This window comes from Streptomyces sp. NPDC051136 (assembly GCF_044455745.1).
In the GTDB taxonomy this organism is placed as follows: domain Bacteria; phylum Actinomycetota; class Actinomycetes; order Streptomycetales; family Streptomycetaceae; genus Streptomyces.
Genome location: NZ_JBITFE010000001.1, coordinates 505,445 through 522,852, shown reverse-complemented (window position 1 = coordinate 522,852; position 17,408 = coordinate 505,445). Strand labels below are relative to the sequence as shown.

Sequence of the window (17,408 nt, the reverse complement as noted above, 5' to 3'; positions counted from 1 at the left end):
CCGGCGTGAAGACGATGTGAGTAATCGCGAGCCAAACGGACATACCGGACCGTGTCGCTGATCACGTCGATCTCGTCATCTGTCAAGACCTGCGGGCGAGTTCGTTCCCGTCCGATGTGTCGTGCCGCACACGGCCGGCCCTTCACAAGCGCTCCGCCCCCCGACGGCCACGCGCGGGCGGGCGGTAGGGGCGCCGCGGCGTGAGCCGGGCGCCCGTGTCCGTCAGGTGCCCGGCTTGCGCCCGTACACGTAGACGTCGTCGCCGTTCTTCAGCAGCGACCAGTACTTCTTGGCGTCGGTCTTCGTCATGTTGACGCAGCCGTGCGAGCCGGGCGGGTTCCACATGCTGACGCCGACGGAGTGGAAGGCCTGGCCGCCGTCGAAGAACTGGCTGTAGGGCATCGCCACGTGGTAGATCGTCGAGACGTGGTCGACGTGGCGCCAGTAGACCTTCTTCAGACCGGTGCGGGTCTCGTAGCCGTTGCGTCCGGTGCGCACCGGGACCGGCCCGTACACCAGCTTCTTGCCGTCCTGGATCCAGCTCAGCTGGAGGCTGAGGTTCACGCAGGCGATGCGGCCCTTGTTCGTCGGGCACTTGCCGGATTTGTTCGGGTTCTTCCCGACCGCCTTCTGCTTCGTCATGAGATCCATCACCCCCCAGGTGACGGGGCCCGCGTAGCCGGCGTTGGGCTGGATGCCGTGCTTGGTCTGGAAGGCCCGGATGGCCTTGCAGTCGGCGGTGGACTGCTTTCCGTCGGCCGTGCGGCCGAGGAACTTCTCCACCTTCTTCTGGTACGGGCCCGCTTTCGCGGTGCAGCTGCTCGCGGCCTGGGCCGGTGCGGCCGTGAGCGCGAGTGTGAGCGGTGCCACCAGTGCGGTGACGGCGAGTGCGACGGCTCCCCGTCTGCGTGTGTCCCCCATGGCCGGTCATGCCTTTCGCGTCGAGGCGGTGCGCTGGGCGGAAGGTCGCCTTCGTGCGATCCCCGCCTGCTAGACCGCCGTCCGGCCGCAATGGTTGCGCACGGTCGGCCGCCGCGACGAAACAGTGACAAAGGCCACCGGACGCTCAAGTCCGTCAGTCCGTGCCGTCCGGCTTCCTCATGGCCTGCCGGAAGCCGGTGTTGACCGCGGTCAGACCCCCGTCGACCACCAGGGTGGTACCGGTCACCCAGGAGGCGTCGTGCGAGGCGAGGAAGGCGACGGCCGCCGCGATGTCCTCGGGCTCGCCGACCCGCCCCAGCGGGTACAGCCCCCGGACCGCCGCCAGGTCCTCGTCCCGCCCCTCCCAGGCCGTGGTGCGCACCGTGCCCGGCGTCACGAGGTTGACCCGCACACCGCGCGGCGCCGCGTGTCCGGCGAGCGTACGGGTCAGCGAGGCGAGCCCGGCCTTGGCCGCGCTGTAGGCGTGGTTGCCGAAGTCCTGGACGCCGTTGACCGAGCCGATGCTCACGATCGCGCCGCGTCCCGAGGCGGCGAGGTGCGGCAGCGCCGCCCGGCAGCAGCGGTAGGCGCCGGTGAGGGTGACGTCGAGGTCGCGGGCCCAGACCTCGTCGGGTTCGTCCTCGAAGAGCGGGGCGTCGGGCGCGCAGGCGTAGGCGTTGTTGACCAGGACGTCCAGACCGCCGAAGGTGTCCACGGCGTGGGCCACGGCCGCTTCCACGGACGCGCGGTCCCGCACGTCGCAGGCGAACGCCTCGACGGCGAGGCCTCCTTCGGCCGGGTCCGCCATCCGTGCCGCAGCCCCTCGTGCCGCGTCGAGGTCCACGTCGGTCAGCAGCACCCGGGCCCCCTCCGTGGCGAGCCGGTGTGCGACGGCCGCGCCGATGCCCCGGGCGGCGCCCGTCACGAGTGCCGTGCGGTCGGTGAAACGCCTGGTGTCCGTCATGGGAGCGACCGTACTGCCGCGGTGATCGCGGGGGTAGCGTGCGGCCATGTCCGTGTTCCTGCAGCAACTCCCCGCGCTCATAGGTGTCGTGATCGGTGCCCTCGGTTCCTACCTCGCCGTGGTCCGCAGCGACCGTGCCCGGTCCGACCGTGAGACGGCGGCCCGCTGGGAGGAGCGCAGGCTCGCGGTGTACGCCGACTACGCGCGGACCCTGAAATCCTCCGTCACCCTGGCGTACCGCGTCGCCGCGCACTTCGGCAACGACCCGCACCCGCACCCGCTGACTCCGCTGGAGGCGGCGCCGTCCCAGGCCGAGGCCCTCGTCGCCCGGGATCCGGCCGGGGAGGCACTGCTCCTGCTGGGCAGCAAGGACGTGGTGGACCGGGCGCGGGTCTGGGTGGTGGCGGTGATGGACATGGAGCGCTTCCTGCGCGAGGAGACCCGCGACCCGGTGGCCTGGCGGGCCCTGCTGGAGGAACAGCGCTCCGCGCGCGAGGGCTACTACGCGGCGGTGCGCGAGGACCTGGCGCTCCCGCCGGGGCACGGCGCCCGCTGGCCGCTGCCCCCCGTCAGCGGTACCCCGTGACGTCGGCCGGCTTGTCGGGGTCCTGGACCTCGACGAGATAGCGCCAGGCGTCCGGGCGGCTGCCGTCGAGGTCGGTGAAGCCGTACTCCTGGGCGAGGGCGCCGCTGGAGAGGGACTGCCCGTTGAACCGTGTCACGGCCGGGTCGGCGGCCAGGGCGGTGACCGCGCGGCCCACGTAGCGGGGTGTCTCGGAGATGGCGAAGTGCGGGACGCGGTCGAGGGCGTCGCGCCAGTTCTCCTCGCGTACGCCGAAGTGGTCGAGCATCATCTCCGAGCGCATCCAGCCGGGGGTCAGCGCGAGCGCCGTGGCGCCGCGCGGTCCCAGTTCGTGACCGAGGGAGAAGGCCATGCGCAGGACGGAGGTCTTGGCCAGGTCGTAGAAGAAGCTGTTGCGGTAGTGGTCGCGGTTGTAAGCGTCGGTGCCGTCGGTGACCTCGACGACCAGTCCGCCCGGGCGGCGCAGCAGCAGCGGCAGGGCGTGATGGCTGGTGACGGCGTGGGTCTCGACGGCGAGCCGCAGCAGCCTCAGGCCCTTGTCGAGGTCGTGCTCCCACACCGGGCTGTCCCACTCGAAGAGGTGCTCGCCGCCCCAGATGTCGTTGACCAGGACGTCGAGGCGGGCCTGTTCCCGGGCGATGCGGTCGACGAGGGTGGCGACCTGCGCCGGGTCGAGGTGGTCGGTGGGCACGGCGATGCCGCGGCCGCCGGCCTCGGTGACCAGATCGGCGGTGTCCTCGACGGTCTCGGGGCGGTCGTACTCCGAGCGCCGCGCACGGGTGCTGCGGCCGGTGACGTAGACGGTGGCGCCGGCCGCGCCCAGTTCGACGGCGATACCCCGTCCCGCGCCGCGGGTCGCCCCTGCGACCAGTGCGACCCTGCCCGTCAGCGGACCCTTCGGTGACCCTGCCATGCCCGGCTCCCGTTCTCTCCTCGGCGCCCGCACGGGATCGGTCCCGCGCGGGCGATGTCGTGTTCGAGGGTGCCCGGGAAGCCGGACATCTTCTGTCACCTTTCACAGCGTGTCCGGGTCGCTCTCGGCGGTGTGCGTCCCGTGCGGGTCAGTGGCCGCGGCTGATCCACTCCTCCAGGTGCGGGGCCTCGGCGCCGATGGTCGTGGGATCGCCGTGGCCGGTGCGCACCTGCGTCTCGGGCGGGAGGACGAGCAGCTTGTCGCGGATCGAGTCGATGATGGTCGGGAAGTGGGAGTAGGAGCGGCCGGTGGCGCCGGGTCCGCCCTGGAAGAGGGTGTCGCCGGTGAAGACGGTGCCGAGACCGGGGTCGTGCAGGCACACGGCGCCGGGTGCGTGGCCCGGGGTGTGCAGGACGGTGAGGTCGGCGCCGGCCGCCTCGATGACGAGGCCGTCGGTCAGCCACGCGTCGGGGTTCCGGTCGGGGTGGGTCTGCTGCCACAGGGGCAGGTCGTCGCGGTGCAGCCAGATGGTGGCGCCGGTGCGCTCGGCGAGTGCGGGCGCCGCGTTGACGTGGTCGTTGTGGGCGTGGGTGCACACGATGGCGGTGAGCCGGCGGTCGCCCACCGCCTCGGCGATCGCGTCGGCGTCGTGGGCGGCGTCGATGACGACGACCTCGTGGTCGTCGCCGACGAGCCAGACGTTGTTGTCGACGTCCCAGGTGCCGCCGTCGAGGCTGAACTGTCCCGAGGTGACCAGGCGTTCGATGCGGGGGGCCATCAGAGCACCACCACCGAACGCAGCACGTCGCCGGCGTGCATCCGGTCGAAGGCCTGCTCGACCTCGTCGAGGCGGATGGTCTCGGTGACGAACTTGCCGAGGTCCAGGCGTCCTTGCAGGTGGAGGTCGATGAGCATCGGGAAGTCCCGGGAGGGCAGGCAGTCGCCGTACCAGGACGACTTGAGCGAGCCGCCGCGGCCGAACACGTCCAGGAGCGGCAGCTCCAGCTTCATCTCGGGGGTCGGCACGCCGACGAGGACGACGGTGCCGGCCAGGTCGCGGGCGTAGAAGGCCTGCCGGTAGGTCTCGGGGCGGCCGACGGCCTCGATGACGACGTCGGCGCCGAAACCGCCGGTCAGTTCGCGGATCGCCTCGACGGGGTCGGTCTCGCGGGAGTTGACGGTGTGGGTGGCGCCCATGCCCCGGGCGGTCTCCAGCTTGCGCGCGTCGATGTCCACGGCGATGACCTTCGACGCGCCCGCCAGGTGCGCCCCGGCGATCGCCGCGTCTCCGACGCCGCCGCAGCCGATGACGGCGACGGTGTCGCCGCGGGTGACGTTGCCGGTGTTGAGGGCGGCGCCGATGCCGGCCATCACGCCGCAGCCCAGCAGTCCGGCCACCTCGGCCGGGACGGCCGGGTCGACCTTGGTGCACTGTCCGGCGGCGACCAGGGTCTTCTCGGCGAAGGCGCCGATGCCGAGGGCCGGGGAGAGTTCCTGGCCGGTCGAGGCCAGGGTCATCTTCTGCTCGGCGTTGTGGGTGTCGAAGCAGTACCAGGGGCGGCCGCGCAGACAGGCCCGGCACGAGCCGCACACGGCACGCCAGTTGAGGATCACGAAGTCGCCGGGGGCGACGTCGGTGACACCGGCGCCGACCGATTCCACGACGCCCGCGGCCTCGTGCCCGAGCAGGAAGGGATAGTCGTCACTGATGCCGCCCTGCTTGTAGTGCAGGTCGGTGTGACACACCCCGCAGGCCTGGATCTTGACCACGGCCTCGCCCGGGCCGGGGTCCGGCACGACGATCGTCTCGATCCGCACCGGTTCGTCCTTGCCCGGTGCGATCACGCCGCGTACTTCCTGCGCCATGGTCCTGACCCCTTCCTCGGCCGTCCAGCGTTCCCCCAGACCCTACGCGCAAGTGATCGTGAAGCGGCAGGTGACGGGGCGGTTCGCGGGGGGGGGGCGGCAGGCCGTCCGCACGCCGGTGGTCCGTGGGCACGCACCGGGACCCGGGTGACTGGCGGTCCGCGGTACGCGGAGGCGGCGGTCACCCGGGGCCCTGCGACCGGCGGCCGGCGGGTGCCGGTGCGGGCCGCCGCGGGCGTCAGCCCAGGGCCGGGACGGCGCCGAAGAGGGGCGCCGCCAGGCCGGTGACCTGCTGGAGCTGTTGCAGGTCGCTCAGTCGGTGGAGCTGCTGCGAGGGGAGCGGCATGCGGGCGCGGTCGTCGGCGGGCATGTCACCGACCGCGAGTGAGTCGAGGGTGTTCGTCACGCTGAGTTTCTCCGTGCCCAGCGGGCCCCCGCCGGCCGCGCTCGCCATCGGGACGGCGAGACCGGTGACACCGGCGGCGAGCCCGACGACGGCGACGATACGTCGTGTTGAGATCATGTGCTGCGCAACTCCGACCGGCCGGGGCCGGACACGGGCGGGCGACGCCGGTCACCCGTGTGGACCAGTCCGGGCCGGGCGTTGCCCCGGGGGCCGGAAGGGAGGAAGCTCGAAGGAGGAGGGCCGTAACGGCCCGTTTCCGGTTCGGGCCGCGGCCTTCGACGTCCGGAGGAGGTCGTCATGAGTACCACGGCAGGCCCCGGTTTCGACACCGAAGCACTGCGCCGGGGCATCGAAGGAGAGACGGCGGCACCGCTGCTGTCGCTGTACGCGCGGGACGCCGAGGTCCGTGTCGTCGACCGGTACGACCCGCCGAGCCGCCCCAAGCTCCTGCGCGGCCGGGACGAGATCGCCGAGATGCTCGACGACGTCTACAGCCGTGACATGACCCACCGGATGGCCCGCTGCGTCGTCCAGGGCGACCAGGTGGCGTTCAGCGAGGAGTGCACCTATCCGGACGGCGTGCGGGTGCTCGCCGAGTCGATGCTGTCGCTGCGGGACGGCGAGATCGTCGAGCAGACCATCGTCCAGGCCTGGGACGAGTAGCCCGGAGCCTCGTCACGGGTGCCGGGGGCGGGTGCGGATGCGCCGGCGTACCGGTCATCGCGGTGGCAGCCGGTGCAGCTCGACGTCCCCGAGCCGGCCGTCGGCGACCGTGGCGGTCAGGTAGGTGCAGTGGGGCTGGCGGCGGCGGTCCGTGGGCGAGCCCGGGTTGAGCAGCCGCAGACCGGTGGCGGCCGTGGTGTCCCAGGGAATGTGACTGTGCCCGAAGACGAGGACGTCGAGGTCCGGGAAGCGGGCGGCGCAGCGTGCCTCGCGGCCCTGGGCGGCGCCGGTCTCGTGGACGACACCGAAGCGCAGGCCGCCCAGGTCCGCGTACGCCACCTCCGGCAGCCTGGCGCGCAGTGCGGGGCCGTCGTTGTTGCCGTACACCCCGAGGAGTCTGCGGCTGCGGCTTTCCAGCAGGTCGAGGGTGGCCGTGTCGACCCAGTCCCCCGCGTGCAGGACGACGTCCGCACGCGGGAGCTCCGCCAGCAGCGGCGCCGGCAGTTCCTTCGCCCGCTTGGGCAGATGGGTGTCGGACGTGATCAGCAGTCGCACGCGTTCCAGCTTAATCGACAGGTAAAACTGTGCAGTCTCAGCTGGACAGTTTTACCTGTCGAATTTACCGTGGTGATTCCGTACGAGACCCATCTGAGAGGCACCACCCCCATGGCCGTCACCGCCCTCGACCCCCGCACCGCCCTCGTCGTGATCGACCTCCAGGCCGGCATCGTGGCCGCGCCCACCGAGCCCTACAGCGGCGCTGAGGTCGTCGCCCGCAGCGTCGAACTGGCCGAGGCCTTCCGGGCCCGCGACCTGCCCGTGGTGCTGGTCCGGGTCTCCTTCGCCGCCGACGGCGCGGACGCCGTGCCCGGGCGCACCGAGGCCGGAGGCGCCGCCGGCCCGCGGCCGGAAGGCTGGGACGTCGTCGTCGACGAGCTGTCCGGGCACCCCGGGGATCTCACCGTCACCAAGCGGAACTGGGGCGCCTTCCACGGCACCGGCCTCGACGTCCAGCTGCGTCGCCGCGGTGTCACGCAGATCGTCCTGACCGGCATCGCCACCAGCATCGGCGTGGAGTCCACCGCCCGCGCCGCCCACGAGCACGGTTACCACGTCACGCTGGCCACCGACGCCATGAGCGACATGAGCGCCGAGGCGCACCTGGGCAGCGTCGAGCGGATCTTCCCGCGGCTGGGCGAGACCGGTACGACGCGGGAGATCCTCGACCTGCTCGCCAAGACGCACGGCTGACGGTCCGGGCGCGACAGTCCGGGCGCGACTGTCAGCCCGTGTCGGTGCGCCGCTTGAGCGGCTCCCACCAGGACCGGTTGTCCCGGTACCAGGCGACGGTCTCGGCCAGTCCGGCCGCGAAGTCGCGCCGGGGCCGGTAGCCCAGCTCCTCGCGGGCCTTGCTCCAGTCGACCGAGTAGCGCAGGTCGTGCCCCTTGCGGTCCTCGACGTGCACGACCCGCTCCGGGCCCGCGCCGCAGGCGTCGAGGAGCAGGGCGGTGAGGTCGCGGTTGCTCAGTTCCGTGCCCCCGCCGAGGTTGTAGACCTCGCCCGCCCGGCCCCCGGTCCTGACGAGGTCGACGCCCTGGCAGTGGTCGTCGACGTGCAGCCAGTCGCGCACGTGACGGCCGTCCCCGTAGAGCGGGACCCGGCGGCCGTCCAGAAGGTGGGTGACGAAGAGCGGCACGAGTTTTTCGGGGAACTGGTGCGGTCCGTAGTTGTTGGAACACCGGGTCACGCGCACGTCGAGGCCGTGCGTGCGGTGGTACGACAGGGCCAGCAGGTCGCCCGACGCCTTCGACGCGGAGTACGGCGAACTCGGCCGCAGCGGGTGGTCCTCGTTCGCCGAGCCGGACTCCACGGAGCCGTAGACCTCGTCGGTCGAGACGTGCACGAACGGTTCGACGCCGTGGCGCAGGGCCGCGTCCAGCAGGTTCTGGGTGCCGACGACATTGGTCAGGACGAAGTCGGACGCGGCGTGGATCGAGCGGTCCACGTGGGACTCGGCGGCGAAGTGCACCACCTGGTCGGCCTCGGACGTCAGCTTGTCGACGAGCACCGCGTCGCGGATGTCACCGTGCACGAACTCCAGGCGCGGATGGCCGAGTTCCAGGTTGGCCGTGGTGCCCGCGTAGGTCAGCGCGTCCAGCACCGTGATCCTCGGGGCCCCGGGGCCGTCGGAGGCGAGGAGCGCGTGCACGTACCGGGAGCCGATGAATCCGGCGGCGCCGGTGACCAGGATGTTCATGAGCGGTTCCGTGCCTTGCTGCGGTCGGGGGCGGTGCGTGCCGACGCTACCCGCGCTCCCCGCGCCCGGCGTGACCGGCCCCGGAACGCGCACCGCGCCGGCAACGAGGCCGGCGCGCTGGGCGGTGTCGCCGCCCTCGGGGCTCGCTCAGTCCTCGCCCCGGACTATGTTCGACTCCTGGCCCGCTTGCGGTGCGCGGGGGGCCGCGCCGTCCTCGACGGCGGGTACACAGGTACGCATCGCGTCCCTGCTCCGCAGGCGGCGGGCCTTTGACCAGCCGGTCTCCAGCCTGCGGACGGCGGGTTCGCCGCTGGTGTCCGTGGTCACGAATATCATCTTCCCTCTGGTTCCGCGGTTGCCGCGCCCGGGCCTCGACGTCGTCGTCCCTGCCCTGGTGCGCTCGCCCTGGCGGGTCCCCTCGCGGGGCGCCGCGAAACCCCGGACCCCTGTGAGCTCTCGCACTCAGGGGCAGGACTGCGGTCGAGCGCTCAGACGCCGCGCAGCGGGATCTCGCTCCAGACCTGCTTGCCTCCGCTGACCGGCAGCGTCCCCCAGGCCGCCGACATCGCCTCGACGAGGAGGATGCCGCGTCCGCCGGTGGCCTCCCAGCCGATACTGGTCGGCTTGGCGGGCGTGCGCGGCGAGGCATCGGCGACCGCGACGCGCAGGCGCCCGCCGATCAGGGTGAGGTCGAGGCGCACCTTGCCGTCGGTGTGCACCAGGGCGTTGGTGACCAGTTCGGAGACGATCAGCAGCACGCCGTCGATGTCGTCGTCGGGTACGCCCCAGGAGCGCAGGGTGCGCCGGGTGAAGCGGCGGGCGTGCCGCACCGCCTCGGGCAGCCGCCACACCGACCAGCTCTCCCGCAGCGGACGCAGGGACATCCCGTCGTAGCGCACCAGGAGAAGGGCGACGTCGTCGTTGCGGCGGGCGTTTCCGAGCAGGGCGTCGGCGACGAGCCCGAGGTGCGCGGGATCGGACACGGCCAGCGCGTGGGCGAACCGGTCCATGCCCTCGTCGATGTCGGACTCCGGCGACTCCACGAGACCGTCCGTGGTCAGGGCGATCAGCGTGCCGGGCCGCAGCCGCAGCGGGCTCATCGGGAAGTCGGCCTGTGTCACCACGCCGAGCGGCGGGCCGCCCTCGACTTCCGCGATCTCCGTACTGCCGTCGGGGTGGCGCAGCACCGGCGGCAGGTGCCCGGCCCGCACGCACCAGGCGGAGCCCTCCTCCATGTCGAGGTCGACGTAGACGCAGGTGGCGAAGAGGTCGGTCTCCATGCCCGTCAGCAGCCGGTTGGCGTGGGACACCACGACGTCCGGCGGGTGGCCCTCGACGGCGTAGGCGCGCAGGGCCGTGCGCATCTGGCCCATCAGGGTGGCCGCGCCGGCGCTGTGGCCCTGGACGTCGCCGATGACGAGGGCGACGTGGTGGTCGGGCAGCGGGATCACGTCGTACCAGTCGCCGCCCAGCTCCAGCCCCGCCGTGCTGGGCAGGTAGCGGGCGACGGCCACCGCGCCGGGCAGCTTCGGCAGCCGGCGCGGCAGCAGCTGGCGCTGGAGCATGCCGACCAGTTCGTGCTCGGCGTCGAAGGCGTGGGCGCGCATCAGGGCCTGCCCGGCGAGGCCCGCGGAGGCGGTGAGCAGGGCGCGCTCGTCGGGGCCGAAGTCGTGCGGGGCGTCCCAGCCGATCAGGCAGGCTCCGGCCATGCGGCCGCCCGCGGGCAGCGGCAGTACGGCCAGGCCGCCGGGGCCGACGTCGGCGAGGGCGGGCTCCAGGTCGCCGGTGCCCGCGGGCCAGATCCGGGCGCGTCCCTCACGCAGCGCGGCGGCGAGGGTGGGCATGGCCCGTACCGGCGCGTCCGGCCACTCGGTGCGCCACTCCAGCCGCCACAGCTCGGGCCAGGACTCGGGCTCCGGCGGATCGAGGACGGTGACGACGAGCCGGTCGTTCTCCACCTCGGCCAGCGCGATCCGGTCGGCGCGCAACGGCCTGCGCAGGGCGGCGACGACGGCCTGACTGACGTCGCGGACGGTCCCGGCGGTGGCGAGCGCGGCGGCGAGGCGCTGGACGCGGGCGACGTCGGTGACGTCCGGGCGCAGGGTGGAGGCGTCGGCGACGGTGCCGACCAGGCGGGCGGGCCGGCCGTCGCCGCCGGGCAGCAGGCGCCCGCTGAGCCGGAGCCACTTCGGCGGGCCGGTGGGCTGCAGCACCCGGAACTCCAGCTCGCGTTCGCCGATGCTCATGTGGTCGGACTCGGTCACCGACATCAGCGACGGCAGGTCCTCCGGCACGGTGAGACCGAGCAGCGTCTCGACCTTGCCGTCGAATTCACCGGGGGCGAGGCCGAACAGGCGCAGGATGTCGTCCCCCACCTCGGCCCGGCCGGTGTCCATGGCCAGGGTGAAGGCGTCCGGCTGGAGCGGACCGGCCTCGGCCGGCTCGGCCGGTTCTGCGGGAGCGGGGCAGGTCAGGGCCTCGGCGATCAGGGCCAGGCACGCGCGGTCGTCGGCGTCGAACCCGTCCGGGCGCTCGGTCAGGGCGAGGAGACAGCCGCCGCCGTCCCCGCCCACGGGCAGGACGGCCAGCGAGAAGCCGCTCGACGGCACGTGCCGCGACTCCGCCGATCCGGCGAACTCCTCCGGCCCGATCCACACCGTCTCACCGGTGCGGTGCGCGTCTGCGACCGGGGAGCCGCCGTCCGCGGGATAGCTGTCGCGCACGCCGTACAGGGTGCGCGGCACACCGGCCGACTCGACGAGGCAGAGCAGCTCGCGGTCGTCGCCCGGCGTGTAGAGCGCGGCGAGGGAGGCACCCGCGAAGACCAGCGCCTGTTCGAGGATCCCGCGTGACCGCTCCTGGGGCCGCGGACCGGCCGCGATCGCCTTCAGGGCGCCCTCGGCACGCAGCGTCCTCGGTCCGCGTTCCGCAGTGCCCTCTTCGACCACGTCGCCATTACAGCGCTTATGGGGCATCTGCGCAGCCCCTGCGGATCGAGTACCGGCGATCAGGAGCGTGCGGGGTGCGGGGAGGCTCTTCGCGGCGCCGTGCGGAGTCCGGGGCTTCCGGTGGGTGCGGGAGGGGACACGACTGCGGGACGACGTCCCTTGCGCGGCGGGTACCTCCGTCCGCCCGCCCACGTCCCGACGGACCGCTGCCCGGTCCTGTCGGGGGTCGGGCGCCTCCCCGGGGGGCGGACGCCGGTCCGAGAGCGGACGCGGACCGGGGGGCGCGGAACCCCGGGGGGACGGGACGACTGTCCAAGGGCGGGGCTGTGTCGAGCCCGCCGGGCGTCAGCCCGTCGGACCCGAGGCGTCCGAGCCCGGACCGCTGCCCGGCCCCATCGGGGGACGGGCGCCGGCCCGCGGGCGGACGCGGACCGGGGCCGCGGAACCCGGGGGGACGACGGTCCGGGGGTGGGCCTGTGTCGAGCCCGCCGGACGTCAGCCCTGCGGACCCGAGCCGCCCGAACCGTCCACGCCCGTGCCGTCGGGCGTCGGGCGTCAGCCGTCAGTCGTCAGCCGTCAGCCCGTCGGATGCGAGCCGTCCGAGCCTTCCAGGCCCGAGCCGTCGGACGCGTCACCGTCGTCGGCGCCGCTGCCGTCAGCCGCGCCGTCAGCCGCGCCGCCGGCGTCGGCACCGGAACCGGCGGCGCCCGAACCGTCGGCTCCGGAGACGTCACCGGCGTCACCAGCGCCACCCGCGTCACCGGCGCCGGCGCCCTCGCCGCCCAGAGTGGCGCCGACCGCCTCCAGGGCGGTGGTGACCGGCTGGAAGAAGGTCTCGCCGCCGGCCGTGCAGTCGCCGCTGCCGCCGGAGGTCAGTCCGACCGCGAGGCCGTCCTGGGTGAACAGGGAGCCGCCGCTGTCTCCCGGCTCGGCGCAGACGTCGGTCTGTATGAGGCCCGTGACCGTGCCCTCGGGGTAGTTGACGGTGGCGTCCAGGCCGAGGACCTGGCCGTCGGCCAGTCCGGTCGTGCTGCCCATGCGGAAGACCTGCTGCCCGACCGCCGCCTCCGCGGCCCGGCTGATCGCCACTGTCCGGTCGCCCAGGTCGACCTCGCTGGGGGCCTGGGTCGCGGGGTCGTCGTACCTGACGAGCGCGAAGTCGCCCTCGCCGGGGAAGACGGCCTGGTCGACGGTGGCGATCGGCTGCCCGCCCTGCGCGTCGGACCACTGGTCGGCCGCGACCCCGCAGTGACCGGCCGTCAGGAAGGCGGGCGAGCCGTCTCCCGCGGTGACGTTGAAGCCGAGCGAGCAGCGTGCTCCGCCGCCGAAGATGGCGTCGCCGCCCGAGACGAAGGTCTTGAAGGTGCCGGCGGACTTCCTGACGGTCGCCATGCCGGAGCCGAGGCCCTCGACGGTGGACTCCAGCCGGTCCCAGCGGTCGCCTGTGACGGTGCTGTCGGCGGTCACCAGAATCTTGTTGGTGCGCGGGTCGATCGCCCACGAGGTGCCCGGAATGCTCGCCCTGGACTTCAGGGTCTGCGCGCCGCTCTTCAGCTCACCCATGCTGTTGTCGACCTCGCGGACCGCCGCCCCCGCCTCCTTCGCCTCCACGACGACCTGGTCGTTGTCACCCGGGACGACGTTGACGACGAGCTGCCGGGCGCCGGGGTCGTAGTAGGAGCCGGCGAAGGTGTCGCCGAGCAGGCCGGCCAGCCGTGAGGCGAGATCCGACGCGTCCGCCGCCTTGAGGGTCCTGGGCGCCGGCGCGGCGTCCGGGGACCCGCCGTCCTGCGAGGCGTTGGCGTTCGGCAGCAGGACCGCGGCCGCGCCGAGCGCCACCACTCCGCCCGCCGCCATCGCGGCCCTGCGCTTGGGGATTCGCTTGTGACTCAACCTGCTCGACCTCCTGGGACCGGGGTCCGTGTCCACGGTCCGGCATCGGATGGGGGGCGCCTGGACGGCTGTTGGTACGCACGGGCCGGGCAGGGCGTTCAGACGGACCGTCGGATCGCGCCCCGTTCACGCGCTGTCCCGCACGGCGACGCGACACCCGTCGGCACCCTCCGCGTTCGACCGGCGACGCACTGTCCCGAACACGGAGCGGAATGACCGCTTCAGCGAATCTGCACATCGAATGCCCAACCCGGTCACCCCCGCCGGATCTTCTGCACAAGCCGACGGCGGCCCGCGCGCCTTTGCGGCGGGAGTGTCCCAATCGCACGCGTTCGGGCAAAGGGTCGTGCGCCGCGATGCCGCGCGCGGTGTGAAGAAGTCGCCGCGAAGGCGTGCGCCTTCCTGCACGCTTGGGCGCCCGGGCGTCGCAAGTGCGCTGGTGGGAGGGGTGATTGATTGGAAGCCCGCACCGGCCGCGTGCTTTGATCCATCGCACCGCGGGGGCCGCGGAGGGCTCGGGAAACGGGCCGCCCGGCGTCCGCGGTCGCGGCCGTCATCTGTCCCCAGAGGGGGCCGCTCCCCCCTTGTGAAAATGGCTATACGAAGGGAAGTTCCATCATGAACTCCACCCCCCAGGTTGAGACCGTCGAGATCTCCGACGCCGACCTCGACAACGTCTCCGGCGGCCTGAACGTGAACGCCGTCGGCACCGTCACCGGCCTGGTGGACGGCATCGCCCCGGTCTCCGGCCTGCTCAACACGGTCGTCGGTACCGTCGAGGGTGCCACCGGCCTGAACACGGCCCCGGTCACCAACCTGGTCGCCGGTCTCTGATCGCGCCCTTGCGTCGCTGAGTCCCGGAGCCGCCCAGGCTCCGGGGCTTTTCGGCCGTTCTCGTCCTTCGGCCGCTCCCGCTTCGGCCGATGGCGTTGTTCGGCCGTTCTCCACCGAGCCCTGGATACGTCAGCGTGCAGTTCCGCCAACAGGCCCTCGCAAAACTCCAGTCACCGGAGGAACTCGATCTCCCGGTGCGTTTCGCCCGTCCCCAGGGCTGGCTGGTGCTGTCCGTCACGGTGGTCGCGATGGCCGCCGCGTCCGTGTGGGCCGTGGGCGGCTCGGTGACCTCCACGGTCTCCGCCCCCGCCATCCTCACCCACGGGCAGGGCAGTTATCTGTTGCAGAGTCCCGTCTCGGGGCAGGTCACCGCGGTCCTGGCGCGCCCGGGTCAGCGCCTGGCCGCCGACGCCCCGGTGCTGAAGGTCCGTACCGCCGACGGCGAGAGCGTGGTCCGCACGGTCGACGCCGGCCGGGTCAGCGCGCTCGCGGCCACCGTCGGGCAGATCATCAGTACCGGCGCGAACGTCGCCTCGGTGGAGAAGGTCGCCCACACCGACGACCCCCTCTACGCCACCGTGTACGTCCCCGCCGAGAACGCCGCGGCCATCCCCGCGCACGCCTCCGTCGACCTGACCGTCCAGTCGGTGCCGACCCAGCAGTACGGCGTGCTGCACGGCACGGTGCAGTCCGTGGACCGCTCGGCCCAGTCGGCGCAGACCATCGGCGCGTTCCTCGGCGACAGCCAGCTCGGCGAGCAGTTCACCGAGGACGGCAGGCCGGTGGCCGTGACGGTGCGGCTGGCCGTCTCCCGGTCCACGAAGAGCGGCTACGACTGGTCCTCGGCGGACGGGCCGCCGTTCGCACTGACTTCCATGACTCTGGCGTCGGGCTCGATCCGGCTGGCCGACCAGCGTCCCGTCGATTGGCTGCTGCCGTGAGCACCGCACAGGAGACCCGGGGCAGACGCCGCGCCGCCCCGCCGAGGCGCAGCGTGCCCAAGAGCCGCGCGAAGACCGTCCGTACGCCCACCGTGCTCCAGATGGAGGCCGTCGAGTGCGGTGCCGCCTCACTCGCGATGGTGCTGGGGCACTACGGCCGCCACGTCCCGCTGGAGGAGCTGCGCATCGCCTGCGGCGTCTCCCGGGACGGGTCGCGCGCCAGCAACCTGCTGAAGGCGGCGCGCGGTTACGGCTTCACCGCCAAGGGCATGCAGATGGACCTGGCCGCCCTCGCCGAGGTGACGGCACCGGCCATCCTGTTCTGGGAGTTCAACCACTACGTCGTCTACGACGGCATGGGCCGCCGGTTCGGGCGGCGCGGGGTGTTCATCAACGACCCCGGCAAGGGCCGCCGGTTCGTGTCCCTGGAGGACTTCGACGGGTCCTTCACCGGCGTCGTGCTGACGATGGAGCCAGGTGAGGGCTTCACCCGCGGCGGACGCAAGCCCGGTGTGCTCGGTGCGATGCCGGCCCGGCTGCGCGGTACCGCGGGCACGCTGCCCGCGGCCGTGCTCGCGAGCCTGCTGCTGGTGGCGGTCGGCGCGGCGGTGCCGGCGCTCAGCCGCACCTACATCGACATGTTCCTGATCGGCAGGCAGACCTCGCTGCTCGGCGTGCTGTTCGCGTCGATGGGCGCCTGTGTGCTGCTCACCGTGGTGCTGACCTGGCTCCAGCAGGCGAACCTGCTGCACGGCCGCATCATCTCCTCGACCCTTTCCAGCGCCCGCTTCCTGCGGCACCTGCTGCGGCTGCCGGTGACCTTCTTCTCCCAGCGCAGCCCGGCCGACCTGGTGCAGCGGCTCCAGTCCAACGACGCCGTCGCCGAGACGCTGGCCCGCGACCTCGCCGCGGCCGGCGTGGACGCGATCGTGGTCGTCCTGTACGCCGTGCTGCTGTACACGTACGACCCGCAGCTCACCTTCGTCGGCGTCGGTGTGGCGCTGCTCAACATCCTCGCGATGCGGATCGTCATCCGGCTGCGCGCGACCCGTACGGCGAAGCTGCGCGCGGACACGGCCAGGCTGACCAACACCGCGTACACCGGCCTCCAGCTGATCGAGACGATGAAGGCGACCGGCGGCGAGGACGGCTACTTCCGCAAGTGGGCCGGCCAGCACGCCACCACCCTGGAGGAGCAGCAGCGGCTCGGGGTGCCGAGCGCCTGGCTGGGCGTGGTCGCGCCGACGCTCGCGACGCTGAACAGCGCGCTGATCCTGTGGATCGGCGGGATGCGCGCGGTCGAGGGCCACATCTCGGTCGGTCTGCTCGTCGCCTTCCAGGCGCTGGTGGTCCGCTTCACCGCCCCGCTGACCCGGCTGAACGGCGTCGCGGGCCGCATCCAGGACTTCGCGGCCGACGTGGCCCGGCTGAAGGACGTGGAGAACTTCCGGGCGGACCCGCTCTACGACCGCCCCGGCGGCGCCGACTCCACGCGCCGGCTGCACGGTCACGTGGAGCTGCAGAACGTCTCCTTCGGCTACAACCCGCTCGACAAGCCGCTGCTCACCGGATTCGACCTGACCGTCGGCCCGGGTCAGCAGGTGGCGCTGGTGGGCGGCTCGGGCAGCGGCAAGTCGACGGTGTCCCGGCTGATCTCCGGGCTCTACGCGCCCTGGGACGGGGTGATCCGCGTCGACGGGCAGCGGCTCGACGACATTCCGCGCGGGGCGCTGGCGTCCTCCGTCTCCTTCGTCGACCAGGACGTGTTCCTGTTCGAGGGCTCGGTGCGCGACAACGTGGCGCTGTGGGACCCGTCGATCCCCGACGACGCCGTGGTGGACGCGCTGAAGGACGCGGCGCTGTACGACGTGGTGATGCGCAGGCCGGGCGGCCTGCACAGCCCGGTCGAGCAGGACGGCCGCAATTTCTCCGGCGGTCAGCGCCAGCGTCTGGAGATCGCCCGGGCCCTGGTGCGCCGGCCCAGCATCCTGGTCCTGGACGAGGTGACCAGCGCGCTGGACGCGGAGACCGAACTGGTGGTCATGGACAACCTGCGCCGGCGCGGCTGCGCCTGTGTGGTGATCGCGCACCGGCTCAGCACCGTGCGGGACAGCGACGAGATCGTCGTCCTGGAGCACGGCACGGTGGTGGAGCGCGGGCGGCACGAGGAGCTGGTGGCGCGCGGTGGCGCGTACGCGGCGCTGGTCAGGGAGCGGTGA

At 72.8% G+C, this 17,408-nt stretch carries 17 protein-coding genes; 6 read left to right on the top strand and 11 right to left on the bottom strand.

Annotated elements, in window-relative coordinates:
* Positions 1–222: 222 nt before the first annotated feature.
* A complete protein-coding gene (locus ACIBCJ_RS02230) occupies positions 223–921 on the bottom strand; it encodes a L,D-transpeptidase family protein (RefSeq protein WP_362092238.1) in 699 nt (232 codons plus the stop codon).
* A gap of 154 nt (positions 922–1,075) precedes the next feature.
* Positions 1,076–1,885 (bottom strand): SDR family NAD(P)-dependent oxidoreductase, encoded by an 810-nt coding sequence (locus ACIBCJ_RS02225; RefSeq protein ID WP_362092235.1) that lies wholly within the window; start codon positions 1,883–1,885, stop codon positions 1,076–1,078.
* A gap of 46 nt (positions 1,886–1,931) precedes the next feature.
* Here ACIBCJ_RS02225 and ACIBCJ_RS02220 point away from each other — a divergent pair, with 46 nt between their 5' ends.
* Entirely contained in the window at positions 1,932–2,471 is a 540-nt protein-coding gene (locus tag ACIBCJ_RS02220) for a hypothetical protein (RefSeq protein ID WP_362092232.1), read from the top strand.
* Here ACIBCJ_RS02220 and ACIBCJ_RS02215 read toward each other — a convergent pair.
* The 4 genes from ACIBCJ_RS02215 to ACIBCJ_RS02200 all read right to left on the bottom strand — a co-directional run bounded on the left by ACIBCJ_RS02215 (position 2,455) and on the right by ACIBCJ_RS02200 (position 5,770).
* Positions 2,455–3,381 (bottom strand): SDR family oxidoreductase, encoded by a 927-nt coding sequence (locus tag ACIBCJ_RS02215; protein ID WP_362092229.1) that lies wholly within the window; start codon positions 3,379–3,381, stop codon positions 2,455–2,457. The genes ACIBCJ_RS02220 and ACIBCJ_RS02215 overlap by 17 nt on opposite strands.
* 148 nt (positions 3,382–3,529) lie before the next feature.
* The gene (locus tag ACIBCJ_RS02210; protein ID WP_362092226.1) at positions 3,530–4,159 is read right to left on the bottom strand and encodes an MBL fold metallo-hydrolase; all 630 of its coding nucleotides are present in this window, start codon (positions 4,157–4,159) and stop codon (positions 3,530–3,532) included.
* Complete coding sequence (locus ACIBCJ_RS02205) at positions 4,159–5,247, bottom strand: S-(hydroxymethyl)mycothiol dehydrogenase (protein WP_362092223.1); 1,089 nt, start codon at positions 5,245–5,247, stop codon at positions 4,159–4,161. Before ACIBCJ_RS02205 ends, ACIBCJ_RS02210 begins: the two co-directional genes overlap by 1 nt.
* Before the next feature lie 238 nt (positions 5,248–5,485).
* Positions 5,486–5,770, bottom strand: coding sequence for a hypothetical protein (locus ACIBCJ_RS02200; RefSeq protein WP_362092221.1), 285 nt, complete (start codon positions 5,768–5,770; stop codon positions 5,486–5,488).
* A gap of 180 nt (positions 5,771–5,950) precedes the next feature.
* Between ACIBCJ_RS02200 and ACIBCJ_RS02195 the strand changes: the two genes are divergently transcribed.
* On the top strand, positions 5,951–6,316 hold the full coding sequence (locus ACIBCJ_RS02195) for a nuclear transport factor 2 family protein (protein ID WP_362092218.1): 366 nt from the start codon (positions 5,951–5,953) through the stop codon (positions 6,314–6,316).
* Positions 6,317–6,370: 54 nt separating this feature from the next.
* Here the strand turns inward: ACIBCJ_RS02195 and ACIBCJ_RS02190 are convergent, their stop codons facing one another.
* A complete protein-coding gene (locus tag ACIBCJ_RS02190; RefSeq protein ID WP_133884913.1) occupies positions 6,371–6,871 on the bottom strand; it encodes a metallophosphoesterase in 501 nt (166 codons plus the stop codon).
* Positions 6,872–6,982: 111 nt separating this feature from the next.
* Between ACIBCJ_RS02190 and ACIBCJ_RS02185 the strand changes: the two genes are divergently transcribed.
* Positions 6,983–7,567, top strand: a complete 585-nt coding sequence (locus tag ACIBCJ_RS02185) for a hydrolase (RefSeq protein ID WP_365978748.1) — start codon at positions 6,983–6,985, stop codon at positions 7,565–7,567.
* 31 nt (positions 7,568–7,598) lie between these two features.
* On the opposite strand, the gene rfbB is transcribed toward ACIBCJ_RS02185, so the two are convergent.
* From rfbB to ACIBCJ_RS02165, 4 genes are all read right to left on the bottom strand, one after another.
* Complete coding sequence (rfbB, locus tag ACIBCJ_RS02180) at positions 7,599–8,573, bottom strand: dTDP-glucose 4,6-dehydratase (RefSeq protein ID WP_365978749.1); 975 nt, start codon at positions 8,571–8,573, stop codon at positions 7,599–7,601.
* Positions 8,574–8,720: 147 nt separating this feature from the next.
* Positions 8,721–8,900 carry a hypothetical protein gene (locus tag ACIBCJ_RS02175; RefSeq protein WP_133884916.1) on the bottom strand — a complete coding sequence of 60 codons (180 nt, stop codon included), beginning with the start codon at positions 8,898–8,900 and terminating at the stop codon, positions 8,721–8,723.
* 161 nt (positions 8,901–9,061) lie between these two features.
* Complete coding sequence (locus tag ACIBCJ_RS02170; protein WP_362092205.1) at positions 9,062–11,548, bottom strand: SpoIIE family protein phosphatase; 2,487 nt, start codon at positions 11,546–11,548, stop codon at positions 9,062–9,064.
* Positions 11,549–12,097: 549 nt separating this feature from the next.
* Positions 12,098–13,414, bottom strand: a complete 1,317-nt coding sequence (locus ACIBCJ_RS02165; protein WP_365978750.1) for a S1 family peptidase — start codon at positions 13,412–13,414, stop codon at positions 12,098–12,100.
* A 618-nt stretch (positions 13,415–14,032) separates the two neighbouring features.
* Between ACIBCJ_RS02165 and ACIBCJ_RS02160 the strand changes: the two genes are divergently transcribed.
* From ACIBCJ_RS02160 to ACIBCJ_RS02150, 3 genes are all read left to right on the top strand, one after another.
* Entirely contained in the window at positions 14,033–14,248 is a 216-nt protein-coding gene (locus ACIBCJ_RS02160; RefSeq protein WP_133884919.1) for a type A2 lantipeptide, read from the top strand.
* A 134-nt stretch (positions 14,249–14,382) separates the two neighbouring features.
* Positions 14,383–15,189 (top strand): HlyD family efflux transporter periplasmic adaptor subunit, encoded by an 807-nt coding sequence (locus ACIBCJ_RS02155; RefSeq protein WP_362092198.1) that lies wholly within the window; start codon positions 14,383–14,385, stop codon positions 15,187–15,189.
* Entirely contained in the window at positions 15,186–17,408 is a 2,223-nt protein-coding gene (locus ACIBCJ_RS02150; RefSeq protein WP_365978751.1) for an NHLP family bacteriocin export ABC transporter peptidase/permease/ATPase subunit, read from the top strand. Before ACIBCJ_RS02155 ends, ACIBCJ_RS02150 begins: the two co-directional genes overlap by 4 nt.